The sequence below is a fragment of the Paenibacillus sp. BJ-4 genome, from assembly GCF_020404765.1.
GTDB lineage: Bacteria > Bacillota > Bacilli > Paenibacillales > Paenibacillaceae > Paenibacillus.
The window spans coordinates 35126-55551 of the sequence record NZ_JAIVEM010000088.1 but is presented as its reverse complement, the minus strand read 5'-3'; the positions used below and the strand labels follow the sequence as shown (position 1 = coordinate 55551).

General features: G+C 43.2%; 25 protein-coding genes and 1 pseudogene. 18 read left to right on the top strand and 8 right to left on the bottom strand.

The window, feature by feature from the left end; translation table 11 throughout:
* Positions 1-11 precede the first annotated feature (11 nt).
* From LCF57_RS15035 to LCF57_RS15015, 5 genes are all read left to right on the top strand, one after another.
* Entirely contained in the window at positions 12-1043 is a 1032-nt protein-coding gene (locus LCF57_RS15035; RefSeq protein ID WP_226001418.1) for an ATP-grasp domain-containing protein, read from the top strand.
* Positions 1044-1101: 58 nt separating this feature from the next.
* A complete protein-coding gene (locus tag LCF57_RS15030) occupies positions 1102-1776 on the top strand; it encodes a hypothetical protein (protein WP_226001417.1) in 675 nt (224 codons plus the stop codon).
* A 64-nt stretch (positions 1777-1840) separates the two neighbouring features.
* Positions 1841-2941, top strand: a complete 1101-nt coding sequence (locus LCF57_RS15025) for a toxic anion resistance protein (protein WP_226001416.1) — start codon at positions 1841-1843, stop codon at positions 2939-2941.
* Between the two features lie 376 nt (positions 2942-3317).
* Entirely contained in the window at positions 3318-3869 is a 552-nt protein-coding gene (locus tag LCF57_RS15020) for a hypothetical protein (RefSeq protein ID WP_226001415.1), read from the top strand.
* A 42-nt stretch (positions 3870-3911) separates the two neighbouring features.
* Positions 3912-4589: a vWA domain-containing protein gene (locus tag LCF57_RS15015; RefSeq protein ID WP_226001414.1), complete on the top strand. Its 678-nt coding sequence runs from the start codon at positions 3912-3914 to the stop codon at positions 4587-4589.
* Positions 4590-4926: 337 nt separating this feature from the next.
* On the opposite strand, the gene LCF57_RS15010 is transcribed toward LCF57_RS15015, so the two are convergent.
* On the bottom strand, positions 4927-5229 hold the full coding sequence (locus tag LCF57_RS15010; RefSeq protein WP_226001413.1) for a hypothetical protein: 303 nt from the start codon (positions 5227-5229) through the stop codon (positions 4927-4929).
* A gap of 174 nt (positions 5230-5403) precedes the next feature.
* Here LCF57_RS15010 and LCF57_RS15005 point away from each other — a divergent pair, with 174 nt between their 5' ends.
* The 3 genes from LCF57_RS15005 to LCF57_RS14995 are packed head-to-tail and all read left to right on the top strand — an operon-like array spanning position 5404 to position 7639.
* Positions 5404-6171, top strand: a complete 768-nt coding sequence (locus LCF57_RS15005; protein WP_226001412.1) for an amino acid ABC transporter substrate-binding protein — start codon at positions 5404-5406, stop codon at positions 6169-6171.
* Between the two features lie 40 nt (positions 6172-6211).
* Positions 6212-6871, top strand: a complete 660-nt coding sequence (locus LCF57_RS15000; RefSeq protein WP_025716840.1) for an amino acid ABC transporter permease — start codon at positions 6212-6214, stop codon at positions 6869-6871.
* Positions 6872-6886: 15 nt separating this feature from the next.
* Positions 6887-7639, top strand: a complete 753-nt coding sequence (locus LCF57_RS14995) for an amino acid ABC transporter ATP-binding protein (protein ID WP_226001411.1) — start codon at positions 6887-6889, stop codon at positions 7637-7639.
* Between the two features lie 342 nt (positions 7640-7981).
* On the opposite strand, the gene LCF57_RS14990 is transcribed toward LCF57_RS14995, so the two are convergent.
* Genes LCF57_RS14990 through LCF57_RS14980 form a run of 3 tightly spaced genes read right to left on the bottom strand, consistent with a single transcriptional unit; the run spans position 7982 to position 9497 of the window.
* Positions 7982-8692 carry a metal-dependent hydrolase gene (locus LCF57_RS14990; protein WP_226001410.1) on the bottom strand — a complete coding sequence of 237 codons (711 nt, stop codon included), beginning with the start codon at positions 8690-8692 and terminating at the stop codon, positions 7982-7984.
* 15 nt (positions 8693-8707) lie between these two features.
* On the bottom strand, positions 8708-9085 hold the full coding sequence (locus tag LCF57_RS14985; RefSeq protein ID WP_226001409.1) for a carboxymuconolactone decarboxylase family protein: 378 nt from the start codon (positions 9083-9085) through the stop codon (positions 8708-8710).
* Positions 9066-9497 (bottom strand): MerR family transcriptional regulator, encoded by a 432-nt coding sequence (locus tag LCF57_RS14980; protein ID WP_226001408.1) that lies wholly within the window; start codon positions 9495-9497, stop codon positions 9066-9068. Before LCF57_RS14980 ends, LCF57_RS14985 begins: the two co-directional genes overlap by 20 nt.
* A 213-nt stretch (positions 9498-9710) precedes the next feature.
* On the opposite strand from LCF57_RS14980, the gene LCF57_RS14975 reads away from it, so the two are divergent.
* Both LCF57_RS14975 and LCF57_RS14970 read left to right on the top strand, forming a co-directional pair.
* Positions 9711-10337, top strand: a complete 627-nt coding sequence (locus LCF57_RS14975; protein ID WP_226001407.1) for a VC0807 family protein — start codon at positions 9711-9713, stop codon at positions 10335-10337.
* A complete protein-coding gene (locus LCF57_RS14970) occupies positions 10322-10927 on the top strand; it encodes a TetR/AcrR family transcriptional regulator (RefSeq protein ID WP_226001406.1) in 606 nt (201 codons plus the stop codon). The genes LCF57_RS14975 and LCF57_RS14970 overlap by 16 nt, the downstream gene beginning before the upstream one ends.
* A 137-nt stretch (positions 10928-11064) precedes the next feature.
* Here the strand turns inward: LCF57_RS14970 and LCF57_RS14965 are convergent, their stop codons facing one another.
* Positions 11065-11352, bottom strand: coding sequence for a DUF6809 family protein (locus LCF57_RS14965; RefSeq protein ID WP_226001585.1), 288 nt, complete (start codon positions 11350-11352; stop codon positions 11065-11067).
* 262 nt (positions 11353-11614) lie between these two features.
* Here LCF57_RS14965 and LCF57_RS14960 point away from each other — a divergent pair, with 262 nt between their 5' ends.
* The 6 genes and pseudogenes from LCF57_RS14960 to LCF57_RS14940 form a co-directional block, all read left to right on the top strand.
* Positions 11615-11905, top strand: a complete 291-nt coding sequence (locus tag LCF57_RS14960; protein WP_039273287.1) for an ArsR/SmtB family transcription factor — start codon at positions 11615-11617, stop codon at positions 11903-11905.
* 73 nt (positions 11906-11978) lie between these two features.
* Positions 11979-13160 (top strand): MFS transporter, encoded by a 1182-nt coding sequence (locus LCF57_RS14955; protein WP_226001405.1) that lies wholly within the window; start codon positions 11979-11981, stop codon positions 13158-13160.
* A 19-nt stretch (positions 13161-13179) separates the two neighbouring features.
* A complete protein-coding gene (locus tag LCF57_RS14950; RefSeq protein ID WP_226001404.1) occupies positions 13180-14514 on the top strand; it encodes an ISL3 family transposase in 1335 nt (444 codons plus the stop codon).
* A 488-nt stretch (positions 14515-15002) separates the two neighbouring features.
* Positions 15003-15641, top strand: a complete 639-nt coding sequence (locus LCF57_RS14945; RefSeq protein WP_226001403.1) for a glycoside hydrolase family 11 protein — start codon at positions 15003-15005, stop codon at positions 15639-15641.
* A gap of 236 nt (positions 15642-15877) precedes the next feature.
* Positions 15878-16129: a hypothetical protein gene (locus tag LCF57_RS28210; RefSeq protein ID WP_413232198.1), complete on the top strand. Its 252-nt coding sequence runs from the start codon at positions 15878-15880 to the stop codon at positions 16127-16129.
* Positions 16051-16386 (top strand): annotated as a pseudogene (locus LCF57_RS14940) (formylglycine-generating enzyme family protein); the annotation flags it as partial. The gene LCF57_RS28210 and the pseudogene LCF57_RS14940, both read left to right, overlap by 79 nt.
* Before the next feature lie 326 nt (positions 16387-16712).
* On the opposite strand, the gene LCF57_RS14935 reads toward LCF57_RS14940, so the two are convergent.
* Together LCF57_RS14935 and LCF57_RS14930 are read right to left on the bottom strand one after the other, a co-directional pair.
* Positions 16713-17948 (bottom strand): MFS transporter, encoded by a 1236-nt coding sequence (locus LCF57_RS14935; RefSeq protein ID WP_226001402.1) that lies wholly within the window; start codon positions 17946-17948, stop codon positions 16713-16715.
* 156 nt (positions 17949-18104) lie between these two features.
* Entirely contained in the window at positions 18105-18578 is a 474-nt protein-coding gene (locus LCF57_RS14930; RefSeq protein WP_226001401.1) for a MarR family transcriptional regulator, read from the bottom strand.
* A gap of 345 nt (positions 18579-18923) precedes the next feature.
* Here LCF57_RS14930 and LCF57_RS14925 point away from each other — a divergent pair, with 345 nt between their 5' ends.
* On the top strand, positions 18924-19349 hold the full coding sequence (locus LCF57_RS14925; protein WP_226001400.1) for a MaoC family dehydratase: 426 nt from the start codon (positions 18924-18926) through the stop codon (positions 19347-19349).
* Positions 19350-19543: 194 nt separating this feature from the next.
* Positions 19544-19885, top strand: a complete 342-nt coding sequence (locus LCF57_RS14920) for an MmcQ/YjbR family DNA-binding protein (protein ID WP_226001399.1) — start codon at positions 19544-19546, stop codon at positions 19883-19885.
* A 73-nt stretch (positions 19886-19958) separates the two neighbouring features.
* On the opposite strand, the gene LCF57_RS14915 is transcribed toward LCF57_RS14920, so the two are convergent.
* Positions 19959-20099 carry a hypothetical protein gene (locus LCF57_RS14915; RefSeq protein ID WP_226001398.1) on the bottom strand — a complete coding sequence of 47 codons (141 nt, stop codon included), beginning with the start codon at positions 20097-20099 and terminating at the stop codon, positions 19959-19961.
* Positions 20100-20426 lie beyond the last annotated feature (327 nt).

Here is a 20426-nt window from a genome sequence, read left to right as displayed (position 1 = left end):
GACGTGGCTCTGTGAAGAAGGTCAAGGTGTATTTTAACCGCTGGTTTTCAGTGGCGTATCATTATATGAATGCTATTCGTAACAATGAAGACGGTATTCCGTTCGAGATCTATGCGACCCACTCAGATCCACAACATATGGCTCTGCAGGCCAGCGATGTAGCTGAAGTGGAGCCGCGCACAAGTGGTGTGGAGTATGCACGTTTTTGCGCTGATTTTTGCAGACGCCACGAAATTGATGTATTTATTCCACGCTGGAAGATGCTTGATATTAGCAAGCATCTTCATTTGTTCGACGATATTGGAACCAGGGTGATTGTATGCCGAGATACCGAACTGCTGGAGCAATTGATGGAAAAGGATTTATTTTATGAATCCATTCGTCAAAAAGATATTGTCGCGATCCCCGATTATGCCATTGCCAGCAATGCGGAGCAGTTTAAACAGGCTTATGAATCGTTAACAGCGCGCGGGCATAAGGTATGCTTCAAGCCATGTAATGCAGAAGGCGGAATGGGCTTTCGGATCATCGACAACGAACGTAATCCGCTGGAGGAACTGTTTGGGCATGCGCTGAATCATATTTCGTTCGAGGAGGCACATCGAGTATTGTCATCCACAGAGATGTTTCCTAATTTGATGGTGATGGAGCTGCTGGAGGGATATGAATACAGTATTGATTGTCTGGCTGACCGAGAGGGAAAGCTGCTGGCAGCAGTTCCGCGTAGGAAGGCAGGGGGACGATTACGGCTGCTGGAGCAGCATATGGAGCTGTTGGATGTCGCGCAAAAGGTCGCTGACGCGTATCACATACCGTACAATTATAACATTCAGGTAAAATATAATGGTGAGCGTCCCAAACTGCTGGAAATCAATCCGCGGATGTCCGGAGGACTCCATGTATCATGCTTGTCCGGTATCAATTTCCCTTATTTGGCAGTGAAATCGGCTTTGGGCAACGAGATCGGCTCGCTTCATCCGCAATACGACATTTTAGCCAGTCATATCGAGCAACCGATCACCATACGTACATCCTTACATTGACATAAACAAATATTGTTTTCTACAATATGGTAAGGGTTTACGTCAGGAGGTACAAGCTATGACGTCAAAAATGTGGGGCACCACGATTGCTGTGGTCAGCTATCTGATTGCGCTTTTACTGAGTTATTGGTTGCCACTGTTTGTATGTTTGGCAATCCCGGTCATTTCTCTAGGAGGATATAGTGCCATTATGGCTGTCCGTCATCCTCGTCCCAATCTGACCGGTTCCGTGATTCCGGTGGTACAGGAGCAGGTTGCTGATACACGGCAGCCTGAACCGGAAGCTTCATCACAGTCTTTAACAGGACAACCACGGGTATCAGACCAGGTTTCCAGTGAATTTGCTCAGGTGATGGAGTATCTGGAGGTACTGGAGGATATGGTGATTTCCGAGGGACAGAAAGATGCGCTCGATAACGAAATTGTCGAGAAGGCACTGGCTTTGTTTGCACGTTTGCAACGTGTGATTCCGCTTTTGCATGAATTAAACAATAGCGAAGTGAACCACACGGTGCGAAGGTTGATTTTAAAGGATCTGAACGGGCTGATTAACCCGTTTCTTCGGCTCAGCGGCGATGCCAAGCGGACCAACCGGAGGACGTTATTAAACGGGTTGCGAGATGTGGATAGCAAAATATCAGTGATTGTATCCACGGTGGAGCATAAGGATCTGATGGAATTACAGAGCAAAGCCGAGCTGATTCACCAGCGGTATAGCAGTTCCGAATTATAAGCTGTTTTTTAGAGTTAATTAGTCTTTGAATCACAGTTATGGTTTAAGATTAGGAGGTAGCGTTATGGCCACCCCATGGGCTGAATTGAAAAAAGAAGATGAGCAAAAGGTGACCGAGGAGGCTTCACAGCTGATTCAGAAGGTAGCACAAAGCGATGTCATGAGCCTGGATACCTTAATGGATGACATCGGTAAGCTGGGAGTTAAAACGCAGGAGCGTGCGGGACAGACTCTTAAAATGCTGGATCGTCCGGTGAACGATCTCATGTCCGGTGATCGGGCTGAGGTATCGAACATGATTTTAAAGCTGCGAGATGAATGTGAAGCACTCCAGCAGAGTAAAGATGTGAGCTTTTTTGGCAAGCTTCTGCGTAAAAGCCCGTTAAAAAACTACATTTACAAGTATCAGTCGGTGAAGACGAACATCGAGAAAATCATTACTGCCTTGAGAGATGGCAAGGACAATCTGGAAGAAAACATTGTCAGCATGAGACAGTTGAAGAAGGCTTCTATTGAAGAAATCTACAATTTACAGACGAAGATTGCCTTTGGCAATCGCTTAAAAGAGCTGTTCGAGACGGAGATTGCCAAGCCGGAGAATGAAAATCGGAAGCCTCATCTGGAGCGTGGATTACGTAAGGTGGTTACACGTACGCAGTCGATGACTGAAATGATTTTGTTGTATAATCAGGCGATTGCGGCAACGGATATTATTAATGATAATAATGATAAGTTGATTGATTCTGTAAATAATGCGATTGATAAAACATCGAATCTGATCACCGTATCGGCTATGATCGCGATGGCGCTGGCTGATCAGGACAAAATCATTTCAGCCGTCGATGCGACCAATCGCACCATTGAGGATCAATTCAAAGAAAATGCCAAACTTCTCAAAACGACGACCGAGAGAACGACGGATTTGCTTAGCAAGCCTTCGATGTCGCTGGAGGCTGTGAATCAGGCGATTGGCGATTTGGTAGCTGCTCTGGATCTATCGGAAAAATCCAACCGTCGAATTATTGAAAGCTGCCAGGATTATACGAGCAAAATGACGGCAATCAACGCTAACCTAAGCCAACGTTTGGGGATCGAAGGGAAAGAACAGTCCAAAACGCTAAAGGATAACGATTCATCCGATGGTCTAAGCTCGTTTCTGAACTAATTTTACAAATGCAGAATAATGGATCTATAGAAGCTGAACGCTTCCCATGTTTAACTTATATATAATCTATTGAAAAGGCGCTCGGGTGACCCCAAAGGCGTCTTTTTTGGTTTGACAGTGGCCAATAAAGGACATGATGAACATACATAGCATTCTCGTGCATAAACTCTTAAAAAAGCGAATTCCAAAGGAGAGAACGAGCGTATGATGTCCTTAATTTTGGTGTGTGTGATTGTCTATTTACTCGTGGCTGCCAGTAGCGAAAAAGTCGATTCTATTATTGAATTAAATGATTCTGTGAAATAAAATTTTTTATTGAAAAGCATGCATTTTCTGATAGGATAGAGTTAAATATTGGAATCTTAAAGGAGAATGCATGCTGGAATTTTCATTTGAAATCATCGACGAATCGAAAATCAATATTGTGTATCAGTATGGAAGCAGCAGCTTTAATTTCAATTTGTTTTTTAATTACGGTGTATGGACGCTGCATCCTTTTGACGGGATTCTGTTGCAGAACAAGGAAATGTGCCGTTTGATCGTTGCGGAGCTGTTTAAGAACAAAGATTTTCATGTCATGCTGGCACGGGAAAATATTTTATTGTCGGCCCTGCGTACCTCTATTGATCTCAATCCAGACATACCAGTACGAGGAGAGCGGTATCAAGAACAGGAGCCCGATGAGCTGTCTGAATTTGCGGAGACGCACAGCTTTGAAGATGTGCTGCACATCGAGCAGGATTCCATCCGCGAGCGTATGGATTTTTTCCAGAACATCATTCAAAAAATGTATATGGAAGGATTTGGTCCGGAAGACAGTGATTTTAACAAGGTACAAGCTATCATCCGAATTTACAAAGCTGCACATGACCAACTCGGAGATTTGAGCGACTTTCCCCTGGGAGGTGACGAACGACGCAGATGGTAGAGTAGACGGTGAAGGCAATCATCATAGAGGAGCGTGGGGAAGATGAGCGGTATTTCTTTACTTAAAAAGAATGTACAATTGGTACTGACGAAAAAGAATCTAACGAATGTGACTGCGAGAGTTGGATTGGTACTCGATATTTCAGGCTCTATGAGAAGTTTGTACAAAAATGGGACCGTTCAAAAGGTGTTGGAGCGAATTGTTGCCGTAGCGGGTTCTTTGGATGATGATGGTGTGCTGGATGTATGGGTATATGACCATCGTTTTTCACGGTTGAAGTCTGTTACCGAAAACGATGTTGACCATTATGTCGAAAGACATATTTTGTCCAATGATGATCTGCCCAAGTTCGGTCGTAATGATGAGCCGCCTGTAATGCGCGATGTCATCGCCAAATACACCAAGGAAGAGCCTTCTTCTGATCCGGCCTTTGTTATATTTATTAATGATGGAGGCGTTAAGCGTGGAAAAGGAGATAATATCGACAATGCTGTCATTGATTCGTCAGGAGAACCAATTTTCTGGCAATTCGTCGGTGTGGGTGAATCCGACTTTGGCGTGTTAAAAAAGCTCGATAATATAGAAGGTCGTGTGGTAGATAACGCTAACTTTTTTCAAATCCAAGATATCGAATCTATGGAAGACAACGAATTATATGAATTACTGCTGAACGAGTTCCCGTTATGGCTGCAAGAAGCGAAGGAAAAGCATATTTATTAAGATTAGTAAGCGTTTAATATGAGTGTTTTTTCATAGCTTAATATAAAAAAAGAGAGTTCTGCGAGCAAATGCTTTGCGGAACTCTTCTTTTATTGTTTTTCAGTTATATTACTCCTTCCACCCCTACACACCTCTAAAACGATAGAAGCATTAGGGCGATTGCCAGCGGAGCGGGCAGAATTGTTCTGAAGAAGCGAAGCGTTCGCTTTTGTCCTCGGATTTTAACCTTTACAGGCTTTATACAATAATAAAAATCCGAGGGCGGTGGCGATCGGAAGAACAATCTGCACGCGCAGCGACTATCAACCGCAAGTAAGCTTCCTTCTCATACGCCTAACTAACTTATTCCCATTAAAATCATCGAGCAAAGCATAAGCCCCGTACTGCCCCCCGAGGTGTACACCTTGAGGTGACGGAGCATGGAGGTTTTCCAGGCCGATAGAGCTTCATCGGAACGCAAGCGTTCGTTTTCCGCCTGTAGTGCCTTGGATTGGCGGGTGAACAACGGTCTGATGTCGGCGGCCATAGCTTTACGACCATTCAAGAGATGGGGTGAGGCGTACATAAAACCCAAGGTGCCGACGATCAGATAAAACGTGTAAGGTGACATGTCAAGGTAAGGTTTTACATTATAGAACATTGGTCAAATTTTCGTCACAGGTTTTCCATTTTTATAGGGCTAAGATTCCGCTCCTTCCTCTCGACGAGTATCCTGTCGTATGGTATGATGATACTCTGATAACGTGTTAACGAACTAAAGTGTTTGCCGCCAGTCCTTTGGATACGGGGGCCACCATTGTTGGAGGGGAAAAAGATGAGAAAGACAGCCATGTTTACGATGATGATTGGATTGATTATGATCGTTTTGGCCGGATGTTCCGGCGGTAAGGATAACAGCAAGTTGATTATTGGAATTGATGATAAATTTGCGCCAATGGGCTTTAGAGATGAAAATAACGAATTGACCGGCTTTGATATTGACTATGCGAAGGCGGCTGGGGAACAGATGGGTAAAGAGGTGGAATTCCAGCCGATTGACTGGTCTGCCAAAGAATCTGAGCTGAACAGCGGACGTATTGATCTCATCTGGAATGGATACACCATTACCGATGAGCGTAAGCAAAAAGTGCTGTTCACGAAGCCATATCTCAAAAATAGTCAGGTCATTGTCGTTCCGGCTGCCTCCAGTATTTCCAAGCTGGCTGATCTGGCGGGCAAAACTGTGGGTCTCCAAACGTTGTCCTCGGCAGCCGATGCATTGGACGCAAGCCCGATCAAAAGCAAACTGAAGCAAGTGCCCGAGTATCCGGATAACGTTCTCGCTTTGACTGACCTGAAAACAGGACGTCTGGATGCAGTTGTCATTGATGAGGTTGTTGCCAAATATTATATGTCCAAGGAACAAGGGAAGTATAAGCTGCTTGATGAATCACTGGCCCCTGAGGAATACGGCATCGGTGTGAAAAAAGGAAATGAAGAGCTGTTGACACAGTTGCAATCCGCCTTGGATGAGCTGCACAAGAACGGAAAAGCCGCTGAAATTTCAAAAAAATGGTTTGGTGAAGATAAAGTATTGAACTAATACGTAATGTATTGAACTAAGGGTTTAGGAGTCGAAAGTTATGAGTATGGAATATATTTTGCGAATTATGAAGCCTATGCTTGAAGGGGCGCAGATGACGGTCATTTTATTTTTTATCACGCTCGTTCTGTCCATTCCGCTGGGTTTTATCGTTACGTTGCTGGCGAAAAGCCGGATTAAGCCAATTGCCTGGCTGATGCATACGTACATTTATGTTATACGCGGCACGCCGCTTCTGCTGCAATTGTTGTTCTTTTGTTTTGGTCTGCCCATGCTGCCTGTCATCGGGGAATATCTCGTCCTGGATCGGACAACGGCAGCTGTGCTGGCATTTGTGCTGAATTATGCTGCTTATTTTGCTGAAATTTTCCGGGGCGGGATGTTGTCGATTGATAAAGGTCAATACGAGGCTTCGCAGGTGCTGGGCTTGAGCAAGTCACAGACGTTGATCAGAGTTATTGTGCCGCAAATGGTACGGATTGCTTTGCCAGCGGTCACCAATGAGGCGACAACACTGGTGAAAGATACGGCGCTGCTGTACGCGGTGGCCGTACCGGAACTGCTCCATTTTGCCAATACGGCTGTGAACCGTGACTTTACGATTGTTCCTTATGTTGTAGCAGCAGTTATTTATTTGTTGTTGGCTTTGGTGCTGACACTGTTCTTCAGGGCATTGGAAAAACGTTTTAAATTTGAGTAAAAGGAATGTCGGGATATGAACACTAACGCAATTGAAGTAACTGATCTAAAAAAATCGTTCGGCAAGCTCGACGTTCTGAAAAGAGTGAGCTTTAACGTTAAGGCAGGGGAGGTCGTAGCCGTCATTGGTCCTTCAGGCTCAGGGAAAAGTACCATGCTGCGCAGCTTGGTGCATTTGGAGGATGTGACGGGCGGGACGATCCGCATTCACGATAAAGCGCTGGTGGAAAATGGTCAGTATGCTCCGGCAAGCGAAATTAAAAGCATTACCACCGGGATGGGCATGGTGTTCCAGCATTTTAATCTGTTCCCTCACTTGACAGTGCAGGATAATTTGGAGCTGGCTCCAAAGCTGGTCCAAAAGGTAAGCAAGGCCGAGCTGCGTCGGCAAAGCGCAGAGCTGCTGGCAAAAGTCGGCTTGGCGGATAAGGCCGATGCGTACCCGTCCCGACTGTCAGGCGGACAGAAGCAACGTGTGGCGATTGCCCGGGCAATGATGATGAATCCTGACATTTTGCTGTTCGACGAGCCAACCTCGGCCCTTGATCCCGAGCTGACGGGCGAGGTGCTGCGGGTCATTAAAAAGCTGGCTGAGGAGCATATGACGATGGTCATTGTGACTCACGAGATGAATTTTGCGCGAGATGTGGCGGATCGCGTCATTTTTATGGATAACGGAGAAATTGCGGAATCCGGTACACCGGAGCAGATTTTCGGTAATCCGCAGCTGGAACGCACAAAGACATTTTTGAATCGGGTGGGGGATTAAAAAATGTTGAGGCTGGTTTTGTGCGGTTGAGAGGCGCTTTCGCGTGCAGATTGTTCTTCCGATCGCTGTTACCCCCGGATTTTTTCATTGGAATAGAGATTTAAAGGTGAAAATCCGGGGATAAAGGCGAACGCTCCGCTTCTTCAAAACAATTCTGCCCGCTCCGCTCACCGACCACCTATGCTGCAACATATTTTTAAGCAGGAAGTGTGAGTAAGAATAAGAGCAAGGGAGATGGCAAGCGCCATCTCCCTTTTTGCAGTTGCAGAGTACAAGAACTAACAATCAAATTATCGTTTCTATTTGCTCAACACCGGGGGATATTTCTATCTCAAACCAGGTTTATTGAATAGTATCACCAGGACTTATATCATAAACCGTTAAATCTTCAATATCAGAAAGCAAGGAAGCAAGTTCGCTCGGTCGACCGGTTAAAAAATCAAATACTCCAAAATGTGTTGGGATTACATTCTTTACATTTAGAAGGCGGACTGCCTTAGCCGCCTCTCGAGGGGACATTGTATAAGCATCACCAATAGGCAATAGTGCCAGCTCTGGATCGTATAATTCCGCAATTAGAGCCATATCGCCAAATACGTTCGTATCCCCAGCGTGATAGACCGTGTATCCATTTTCGAATTTGATTACGTACCCCATTGGCTCCCCACCATAGAGAATCTGATCCCCATCCACGAAAGCCGAGGAATGGTCTGCATGGACAGCAGTAACCGAAATATCTCCGAGTTTTCGAGTTCCACCTTTATTTATTGCAACAACATTTTGGATACCTTTTTTCTGGAGAATAAAAGCCAATTCCCAGCCTGCTAATACTATGGCGCCTGTCTTTTGCGCAAGCCAAACAGCATCTTCAGCATGATCTCGATGCGCATGTGTGAATAAAATGTAATCTACTCTTTCAATGTTTTTAATCGTTTCGGGGCACGAAGGATTGTTTTTAATCCATGGGTCAATAAGTATTTCTTTATTTTCGGGTGTTTTTATATAAAATCCGCCGAAACCAAGCCAAGTAAAAGAAATATTCTGGTTTAACAAGCTGATGCTCCCCCTTTATAAATTTCTAGTTAAAAAAACTTCCTTAGCCGCATTCAGTCCATTTAAAGCAGCGGGGAAACCAGAGTAAACAGCCATTTGCATCATTATCTCCATGATCTCTTCTTTTGTGCATCCAACATTTAAAGCACCGTTAATATGAACTTTCAGTTGAGGAATTGCGTATCCAAGGGCAGTCAAAGCTGCGACGGTCGCAATTTCACGAGATTTCAAATCCAATCCCGGGCGGCTGTAGATGTCACCAAATGGGAATTCAACTAGATAACGTTCAAAGTCAGGGGCGATTTCTTTCAAAAACTCACGAGTATGACTTCCAGATTCTCCAACAACCTTATTCATTAATTGTAAACCAACTTCATACCTTTTTTCCGTCATCTTGAAAATCCTCCGTTTCTTTTTTACCCGTACCCTCAATGTATGTTTCATAAAATGAGATTTTTTGAGTTACGGCAGTAATAAATAATTCAATATCGTGTTGTTGTTCGATTAGCTTATTCCGATGATCCATAAGAATCGAAAGTCGATTGCTAACTGGTTCTTTTGGCATCTCTCCGGATTCCAAACGTTCCAGTATACAGCCGTCTTTCGTAAACTCCGAAATATCTTCAAGAGACATCCCTGTTTTTTTGAGTGTTGCCATAAATATAAGGAAGTTCACATCAGAATCCGTAAATTCTCTTATTCCATTTTTGGATCTCTTTATTTTAGGGAACAACCCGCTTCTTTCATAAAATCGAATGGTATGCGCAGAAAGTCCGGTTCTTTGCGCAACTTCTTTAATATTCATTTCATGGAGCTCCTTCTATTGTCGACTTGGTATCATCTTATATCTTTGAGTTGACTCTAAGTCAAGCCTTTTCCTTTGGAGATTTATAGGACCCACGAAGACTTTATGACGTCAGGTATTATTATTTTCAACCTTTACATACCGACCGAAGGTATGTAGAATATAAAATACCTACCGAAGGTATGTTTTGGACGCTGAAAGGATGAAACGACCATGAATAAATCTCGCAACGAAATCATCTTTACGTTAATCATCAATATCGTACTGCCTTATCTGGCTTACCGTTTGTTAATTCCGCACACAAGCAGTCTGATCGCTCTGTCCATCGCTGCCCTCGTACCGCTATGCGACTCGCTCTACAGCCTTATACGGACGCGCAAGGCGGATGCGTTCTCCGGTTTCATCTTTCTCGGCCTGATTCTTGGCGTCGTTGCTGTTCTCTTGGGCGGCGATGAACGCTTCATTTTGCTGCGTGAGTCTTATGTAACTGGTATTATGGGAATGGTGTTTTTAGGCTCGCTGTTTTTTGGCCGACCATTGATTTATTATTTTGCCGAGAGATTCACAGGCCACGATTCTCAGATGAACGATAAATGGGAGGAACTTCCACGCTATCGGTTTAACTTCCGCCTGATAACGGCGGTGTGGGGATTTAGCCTGTTGTTGGAAGCCTTAATCAAAGTAGTGCTGGTGTATTCGCTGTCGATATCGGCTTTTCTGGCCGTATCGCCGTTTTTCACCTATGGACTTATTGGATTGACGATCTGGTGGAATATGAGCTTCATTAGACGAATAAAGAGACAGACAACGGGAGGTAAAAGATCATGCAAGACAAAGTGATGAACGACAGTCTTAAAAAGCTGCTTGAGATTGCCGAAGAGATGATTATGGAGAAAGGTTGTCGGGCGACGACACTGCAGGATATTGCGGATCGCAGCGGACTGACTAAAGGAGCCATTTACCATTATGTCAAAAGCAAAGATGAATTGTTCGGTATGGTTCTGGAGGCGGGAATGGAGAAAACCAATCAGCGTTTTTTTGAATCTGTTGCCCGGACTCCCGCAGGACCAGAAGGAATCAAAGGCCCGCTTGATACTTTATCAGAACGTCTTCGAGATATCGGCAGTGGGAACAGCGCTGCCAGCCTAATTTTTATCTATCTGCTCAGCCAACAGGATAAACCTGCCGTGGCGAGCATTCTAAAACGTTATCACAAGACTTCTATCCTCACCGCCAAAACGTGGATCGAAGTCGGACAGCAGAATGGAGTCATTCCTGCTTCAATTGATGCGGACAGGGCAGCCCGGATGTTCACCGTGTTCAAGAACGGACTGCAAGTGCAGCATAACATAGCGACCGATGGCGGTGAAATCAACGAACTGGAAATATACGAGTTCTTGATGAATGCGCTGGGGGCAGGCAGAGACTAGGGAGCCCCTCCATTCGTTTTGTTATCCCCGGATTTTACCTTTAAATTTATATTTACTGAGGAAAAATCTAGGGATAACAGCGATCGGAAGAACAATATACATGCGTAACGGACTCACCCCCATAACTTCTCCATCATCTATCTATTACGATCAACAATTTCTTTGTCCTCGCTAAATACTTCAATCATCGTTAATGCCCCCGCCCGATACCCGTGAATGAATGCTGCTGCGGAGTGCAGGGAAGTTGACTCGCTTAATAAATCAAACATGACTTCAATTGACTCAAACTCGACTGCTGATAATTTGCTTTTCAACAACTCCATGAGATCGCTAATTTTTTGATTCACTTTTTGAGACTCAGGGTCGGTTGAATTTATCTGTTCACTAGGACGCCATTTCCCATAATACATATCCTCCAAAATCATTTTCATCATGCCTCCCTATGAAAAGTTAAGTGTTTATCCTTACGTGAATTGAGAATTCCCTTATGTACTACTAATCACCCAAGCTCATTTTACAGCATGCGATGGATGAACATTGATATTTATGCGTTTTCCGCATAAAGCTTTTTGGGTATTCGGATTTTATGGTGGAGACAAAATCAAAACATTTCACTTAAAAATCGGAGAATATGGTGGTATTTTTCTAAGGACTTGATTTGTAGCGATATCTTAGTACAATGGTTTTATGACTACTCAAAAAATAATAAATGATGAGCTCAGAGTCAAAATATTTAAGGCGTTAGCTGATGAAACAAGATTGGACATCATACGAGCTCTATACGCCAGCAAGAAGGAGATGAATTGTGGAGAAGTAGGACACATTCGCGATACTACGAAATCGAATACTTCGTATCACTTGCGTACTTTAAAGGAGGCGAAATTGATCAAGGTACGAAAAGAAGCTCAAGCGAAGTATATGAGCATCGATTTGGAGACATTTCAAACTTACTTACCCGGATTTCTGGATACGTTGTAGAAAGAAATTCTTTTTTTTTTTCATTAGTTCAATAATCTTTGAACTATAGAACTAACTACAAAGGGTGAATAGAATGATCAAATTAACTGCTTTATTTTTCCTCATCATGTTTGTTATTGGTACGGATACGTTTTTGATTTCTCCGCTCATCCCCACTCTTCAGGACTTGTTTCATATCCCGACCGAATATTCCGGTTGGATGGTGGGGTCTTATGCTTTAGGTTATGCCATTTTTGCACTGATTGCTGGACCGCTTTCCGATGGATGGGATCGCAAAAAAGTAATGCTTTCCGGCATGATCTGCTTCTCGGTTTCAACCATGTTATGCGGCTTTGCCACAGGTTTTTGGTCGATGTTCTTCTTCCGTTTTTTAGCCGGAGTCAGCGCAGCATTTACGGCGCCTCAAGTCTGGGCCTCGATCCCTACTCTGTTTCCAACGTCAAAAATCGCCAAAGTATCAGGAATCGTCATGGCAGGCTTGGCTGCTTCCCAAGCGTTCGGCATCCCTATTGGAAGTTTGCTTGCCTCAACCCATTGGTATTATCCTTTTTTTACAATCGGTGCATGTGCATTATTGGTAGCAGTATTCATCTTCTATGCTTTGCCCGAAATGAAACCGAATCAAGGCCAAAAAACCAAGACTCCGATTTTCAGTAGATACATCCCACTATTGAATAGCCGAATGGCGAGAAAGGCTTTCCTCGCTCATTTCTTATTTCAATGTGGATTCTTTGCTGCCTTTTCTTTCATTGGAAAATGGGTGACGGATCGCTTTTACCTTTCAATTGATCAAGCGGGGTACGTGATGTTTTTTCTTGGTCTCGGGAATATAGTCGGGAGCTTCGGCGGTGCCTATGTGATCAAAACGTTAAACCGTTTCAATACGCTGGTTGTGGGCTTTCTTGTCTCTATCGCATGTTTTATTGTTTTGCCTCACTTGCCATCAGTTGCGGCTTTCGAAAGTGTTTACTTTTTCATATTCGTTAATATGGGGATCGCTTTTCCCCTAGTATTGGGAATGCTGAATTCATTAAATCCAACCATCCGCGGCACGATCTCCAGCTTGGCCAATTCAATCATGTACGCTGCGACAACGCTCGGTTCTTGGGTCGCAGGCCTGATTTACGCGACTTTTAACGGTTTTTCCGCCGTAGGCATGTTTGCGGCTATATGCTTTGCCGGTTCGTTGTTATCTTTCATATTCAGCGGTATTTTGACCAGTCACGCGAAAACAAAGAAGGAGTTTGCATCATAAATGCATAGAAGAAATTCATATGGATATTCTAAATCTTTCAAAATTCAACATCCTAAGTATTAGTGAGAATGAATTTGATTTTCTAATACAAGTGGTGACGAACTCTCCACCTTTGGCTTGCCCTCATTGTGGATGTATAGCCAACCTCTACAAACACGATATCAGGGAACAGATCTGTATGGACTTGCCTATTCACGGCAAGCGTGTAGGCCTTCTTATAAAGCGTCAGAGGTATCGCTGTAGAGACTGCAATCGAACCTTTTGGGAACACTTAGACCACACCATAGACGAAAAGCGAAACTGTACCAAACGATTATTGTCTTATATAGAGAAGCAAAGCCTTAAACGCACGTTTGTCAGCATATCCGAGGATGTTGGATTGCATGAAAAAACGATACGTAACATCTTTCGTGATTACATCAATCGTCTTAAAGAAACGCATCGATTTGAAACTCCTAATTGGCTTGGGATTGACGAAATACACATTATTAAGCCAAGATGCGTTTTAACCAACATTGAGGAACGTACTTTGTTAGATGTTTTGCCCAATCGTAACAAGGAAACCGTTTTAGGCTACCTCTCACGCCTTCCAAATAGAGGACAAATACGATATGTCACAATGGATATGTGGCAACCGTATAAGGACGCCGTGAGGGCTATATTGCCAAAAGCTCTTATCATCGTCGATAAGTTTCACGTTGTCCGTATGGCAAACCAAGCGTTAGAAACCATTCGTAAGCAGCTCCGAGAAGGATTATCGCCAAAAGAACGCCGCGGGCTGATGCACGACCGTTTTATCCTCCTAAAACGCCGTATAGCGCTTACAGAGATGGATAAAATTACGCTTGACCTTTGGACAAAGAATCATCCTTCTCTCGGCACTGCTTATGACTTAAAGGAATCATATTTCGATATTTGGGAATGTGATAGCAGACAGACGGCATTCCTTAAATACAACGAATGGAAAGCTAAAATACCAACTGAACTGCAATCCGCTTTTGAACCACTTACAAAGGCTATGAAGAACTGGGAAGAGGAAATATTCGCCTACTTCGACCATCGCATTACAAACGCTTATACGGAGTCTCTAAACAGCCTTATTCGAGTCATTAATCGTTTAGGCAGGGGATACTCTTTTGAAGCCCTACGAGCCAAAATACTCTTTACAGAGGGACTTAAAAAGCAACGTAAGCCTAAGTACCAGAGGCGGTTTGATAGCTACGATCTACGGGAGGAAAACTTCCCGATGTTTAATATGCCACCTATTGGAGTTGTTCGTGAGCCAGAAGAAATAATCTTGCTGGGAATCGATTTTTCCACCTTGATCGAGAAATTGGAGAAGGGCCAGCTATAAGCCCTTCTCCACCATAAAATCCGAATACCCAGTTTTTTTAGTTATAAGCTAGAAAATGTACATGAGGCGACACTGCGGGGCGGATGGTGCTCCCATCGCTGTTGTGTCCGGATTTCTTAATCAAGCTAAGAAAGTTAAGGTCCGGACGCCAAGGCGAACGCTATCGCTTGTACAGCACCATTCCACTCACTCCATTCCTGTTCGACTGGTGATGACTTCTAAAAAATGAATATTGTGATTGGAAGATGAATATCTAAAAAAACAATATGAAAATGTTTCTATAAAATTCAAAGAAAGCTAAACATAATAGAGTTAAACCTTTAATTTGCTAGGTTTTTATGTAACCGCTATCATTGTATAATTTCACTCAGAAAGGAGGTAAAAGTAAAAAAATACGGAATATGGCACGGGTAAGTGGTATACTGCAAAGAGAATCAACCCAACAAGCAGGTGTATGGGACAAACACAAAAATTTTAGGAGGTAGAGTATGTTTAATTTTAGTAAGAAAATGATGACGGTAGTTCTTGCAGCTTCCATGAGTTTTGGGTTGTTTGCAACAACCTCAAGTGCAGCGACAGACTATTGGCAAAATTGGACCGATGGCGGCGGGACGGTCAATGCTGTAAATGGATCAGGCGGTAATTACAGCGTAACATGGAAGGATACCGGGAATTTTGTTGTCGGCAAAGGCTGGACTACTGGATCGCCAAACAGAACGATTAACTACAATGCCGGTGTCTGGGCGCCGTCTGGTAATGGATATTTGGCTCTCTACGGGTGGACGAGAAACTCACTCATCGAATATTACGTCGTTGATAGCTGGGGGACTTATCGACCTACAGGAACGTATAAAGGTACGGTGACCAGTGATGGGGGGACATATGACATCTACACAACAATGCGATACGACGCACCTTCCATTGAAGGCCAAAAAACGACGTTTATTCAGTACTGGAGTGTTCGACAGTCGAAGAGACCGACCGGGGGCAACTCCACGATCACTTTCAGCAACCACGTGAAAGCATGGGCGAGCAAAGGAATGAATCTGGGGAATAGCTGGTCTTACCAGGTGTTAGCAACAGAGGGGTATCAGAGTAGTGGGAGCTCTAACGTAACGGTGTGGTAACCACTCAACTGCAAGCTGTTCGACGAACAGGCACGGTTGGGACTGCCTCACGGGATAAACGGGTTTTGAAAGCTGTCTGATAGGATTTACACGAATTGATCCATGGAGGAAACACCGATCTCTAAGCATTGTAGACAGGCCGATGGCCGTTCTCCTCCAGTCTATCCGTCAGTGCGGATGCGTTGCAGGCCGTCATGGCCTATCATTTTCCCTATCAGCTTAAAGGAGATATATCCATGAGAAAGCTATTAATGTTCCTTTTAATAGCACCAATGGTTGTGATCAGCGCATGTTCGCAAGATAAGCCTGAGAAAAAGGATAACCTTGTATTCGTGGAAGGTGGGAATTTTCAGAACAACAAGTCCAACAACTCTGGAAAAATCGTGAATCTATCGAACTTTTATATCATAATGCTGACGAGGTCGCATGGTATTGGAAAAACGCCGGAGACAAATACTTATCTGGAGACTGGAACTGGTCTATCATAGAGAGCAACAATAATAAAACAAAATCGATCGGTACCCGGAAACCCAACGAGTTGGGAATTTATGATATGTCTCGCAACGTAAGGGAATGGTGCTGGGACTGGTACGGAGACTCGGACAGTCAAAGCGGTTCCTTCCGGGTTGTGAAGGGCGGCGGTTGGATCGGCAACGTCAGCAACAACGAGATATCTTTCCGAGGCAAGTTCGATGCGAATGGCTTTGGTCCCGATCAAGGGTTTCGTGTAGCTCGTAGAGAATAGCCGGAACAAGGCACACCAAACGAAAGTTCAACTCACGGGACACGATAGCTTAACAAATAGGGTTTCAGAACTTGTCCCTAAGTTCTGAAACCCTATTATTATATGTTCTTAAAACCACCTGCTATGCAGGTGGTTCCGGAAAGCTTCCAACGGGGTATTAAAAAAGTTTCCCGACCACCACATCAACAATTTAGGAGGTATCCTTTTATGAAGCAGGACAATGAAAGTTTATCACACACAACGTGGAGATGTGTGTGCCGAATTTGCGCTTACCCCCTCTATAATCGAAAATGAAGGTGGATACTTGCCTAAATAAAGTAGGTAGTTTACGTATTTACATGCGAACCCTTATACAAAACTGGTATTGCCGCTGCTATAAGGATCATACCCATTAAAGCGGGTGCGGCATGACCAAGTGATACATAGATTTGACCTCCAATGATAGGCCCAATTATTCTTGCTAACGCTTGAATAGATTGGCTGCCTCCTTGAATCCTTCCTTGTTCACTAGAATCGACAGACTTGGAGAGCATCCCATTGAATGAAGGCCCGAAGATCGAATCACCAAAACCAAATATAAACATTCCGGCGATAACAAGAGGATAGAATGAGAACAAAGCCGATGCCGCAATAAGACTGTAGCCTATAATCTCCGAAACCATTCCAAGAATTGCGATCTGTGCATCACTGAGTTTTTTCAAAAGCTTTGGCATTATGAAACCTTGGGAAATGATGTCTTGGACGCCCATAATTGAAAACATAAGCCCGATTAGTGCAGGCGCCCAATTGAAAGTATCTATTGTAAATTGTGAAAAAACTGCCTGTAAAGATCCGTTGGGTATCCAAAGTAAGAACGCTGAGACAAGTAGCCTTTTTAAGTTTTTCACGGAAAGTACGTTTACAAGCTGTATGAATGGATTCAGTCTTACAAAGGTGATATTTTCCAGTCTATTATTCTTATCAAGGCTCTCAGACATAAAAAAGAATCCATAAACAACATTTAATAAAGTTATTACCGCTGCAACATACATGGGTACAGAATAACCAAACTTGGCAAGTAATCCACCTATAGTAGGGCCAATGGCGGAGCCTACACCTGCAACCGCACTCACCCACCCAAAGTATTTGGTGCGCTGTTCGCTAGGAGTGATGTCTGCAAAATAGGCGAAGAGGGTGCTTATGACCCCGCCTGCTATACCTTCTATTATGCGCCCGGCAAATAGTACCCATAGAGCTCCTCCTATGCCAAAAACGAAGTACCCGATTGCGGAACCCAAAAGGCACACTAAGGGCAATGGACGACGGCCATGTCTGTCGCTCAAAGCTCCAAGTCCGGGGGCCGCAAAAAACACGCAGACTGCATAAACAGAGGTCAGCAGCGTAACAAATATGGCTTGATCTCCCGGATTGCTTATATAAGGCTGCACTAAGAATGGGACGACAGGTGTTATGATACTGAAGCCTATTCCGCAAAGAAACACAGACATAAGACCGAATATTAAAGCCTTTTTATCTACGGCTTGTTCTGTGTTCTGTTCATTTTGTGATCTAAATTTGAACACTTAAATTCTCCCCTCAAAGGTCGTAATTTTTCTTCCTTGGAAGCAAAATCATTGTATCATATTTTACCTTCCTTGGAAAGAAAATAAGAACAATAAAAATGCAGCCCTTTCTCAATGGAGTTGGGCTGCCTGTGGTTTGATTTTCATTATTCAAATTTATTCCGACTTAATCTCTATACCTTGTTTCTTTATTTCTGCATCCAAATGCCTGCTATACCTTTCCATGAAGCTAAGCATACTGTCAAATTGTTCCTCGGTTACCTGCTCAAAAATGGCTTTATCCCGCTCTTGAAATTCTTTGTGCAGTTCCTCATGGATTTTATAGATTACTTTCCCTTGCTCAGTAAGCCTAAAATAGATTTCTTTCTTGTTATCCGGCTTCTGGTAGCTTTCGATAATGCCTTTTTTTATGAGCTTCTTAGTTATTTTACTTATGGCACCGCTAGTCATATAAAGGGACTCCGCAAGTTTTGTCACGTTGGAATCTACATTTCTTTCAATGTATTCGATACAATGTACTTCAGAAGGCTTATAACCCTTAAGACGGTCTTCCATCTTAAACTTATTAAGCCAAACCATCTTGTTGAATAAGTCCCTGAAACCCATTATGACCTGTTCTTCTTTGTTCATGGCCTGTCCTCCCACCCGTTGGTGCATTAACAATTATATTAAAACTTTTGTTTCTATTTCAACAATATTAAAATAATTATTTTAGGAATTGAGCTATACGTGAAAAAAGAGAGCCAAAAGCGTCTAAGTACTGAGTAAATAAACGCTAGTTATCATTTGATGGAACCTGGACGTTCCGAGTGCGGTCTTAATCAAACTGGCGGTTTTCCACAAGGTGAGTATCGACTTGCGGTACTTACTGTCGGCTAGAATTTTGTCCTTTTTTAATATGCCTACGGGCAGAATAGCTTAATAAATGATAAGCTTAAAAAAACAGATCATTTGACCAAGAGGAGAGGTACATAAATGCGGTACCATGAATTTTATATCGGACAACTATTTAGAACCAAGTCTTTAACATTAACAAAAGAGGATATTACCAGATTTGCAACGGAGTTTGACCCACAATATATGCATTTGGATGAAGATAAAGCAACGCAGGGAAGATTTAATGGAATCATAGCCTCAGGAATTCAAACGCTAGCAATTTCATTTAAGCTTTGGGTTGAAACGGGTAGTTATGGTGATGATGTCATTGCTGGAACTGCTATGAACAATATTAGATTTATAAAACCCGTGTATCCGGGAGATGAATTACATACCATTGTGGAGGTAACTGCACTTAGAGAGAAACTGAATGAAACAGGAATAGTTACTGTTATGCTGACGACTTTCAATGACAAGGATAAGAAAGTATTTGAAGGTGAATTGTCCGTTTTAGTTAATAAATAAGGTGTATTTGAACAGTAAATATAGAATTTACAGAAGAGAGCCTACTAATATTAAGTTGATTGGGGAACGTTTGTTCTTTATAATGATCTTAAGGTAAGGACTACCTGCTGGTGGTAAACTAATTCTTTGATTTCACTTGCGACGTGCTTTGAGCGCTAAAGGTTGCTTTAAAATAGATTTATGGAGGAAGTTAGATGACTAAAGAGGAAATAATTAATTACTGTCTGACTTATCCTGACGTTTATAAAGACTATCCCTTTGACGAGAAATGGACTGTAATACGTCATAAGGATAATAAAAAAATATTTGCGATGATTTACAAGCATGATGGCCACCTTTGCATCAACCTCAAATGTGAGCCGAGCCGAGCCGATTTCCTACGCAGCTTATTTAAAGAAGTTAAGCCGGGATATCATATGAATAAAGTGCATTGGAATACCGTTATTTTAGATGGTAACATGCAAGAGGATGATCTTTTTGATATGGTGCAACATAGCTTCCAACTGACGAAACCGAAGAAGAAAGAAAGGATATAATTCCCCCTTTTACTTATCGTATCGTACGATCTGTTCTAACCCCGGTATATCTATAAATGCCTCATCTTGCTTTCTAGCCAAATTCTCCGTCTCTATCAATCAGTAATTTATATTCAGATAAATCTGCCGCATCTTTGTCGATTGCCGATCTACGGTATAACAGCCCATTCACATAAAATTCTTGCTTGTTAATGACCATGATATTTACTCCCATTCGTTTTAGTTGATGGTTCGACTTGTTTTGTACAAAGCAAGAAGCCGCAAGCCCTTGCCGCTCTGCACTTGCAGTTCCCCTACCGCCCCAATTCCCTAAAAAGGGCGATGACTTTACGGCGGTTGGTCAGCGGAGCGGGCAGAATTGTTCTGGAGAAGCGGAGCGTTCGCTTTTGTCCCCGGATTTCGCCCTTGATCATAGGCTTTAATTCCAGAAATCCGGGGGCGGTGGCGATCGGAAGAACAATCTGCACGCGCAGCGCTCACTACCTCCGTCGTAACTCATCCCACGATTAGGTTGAAATCCTATATAAATCGGTTGAATATG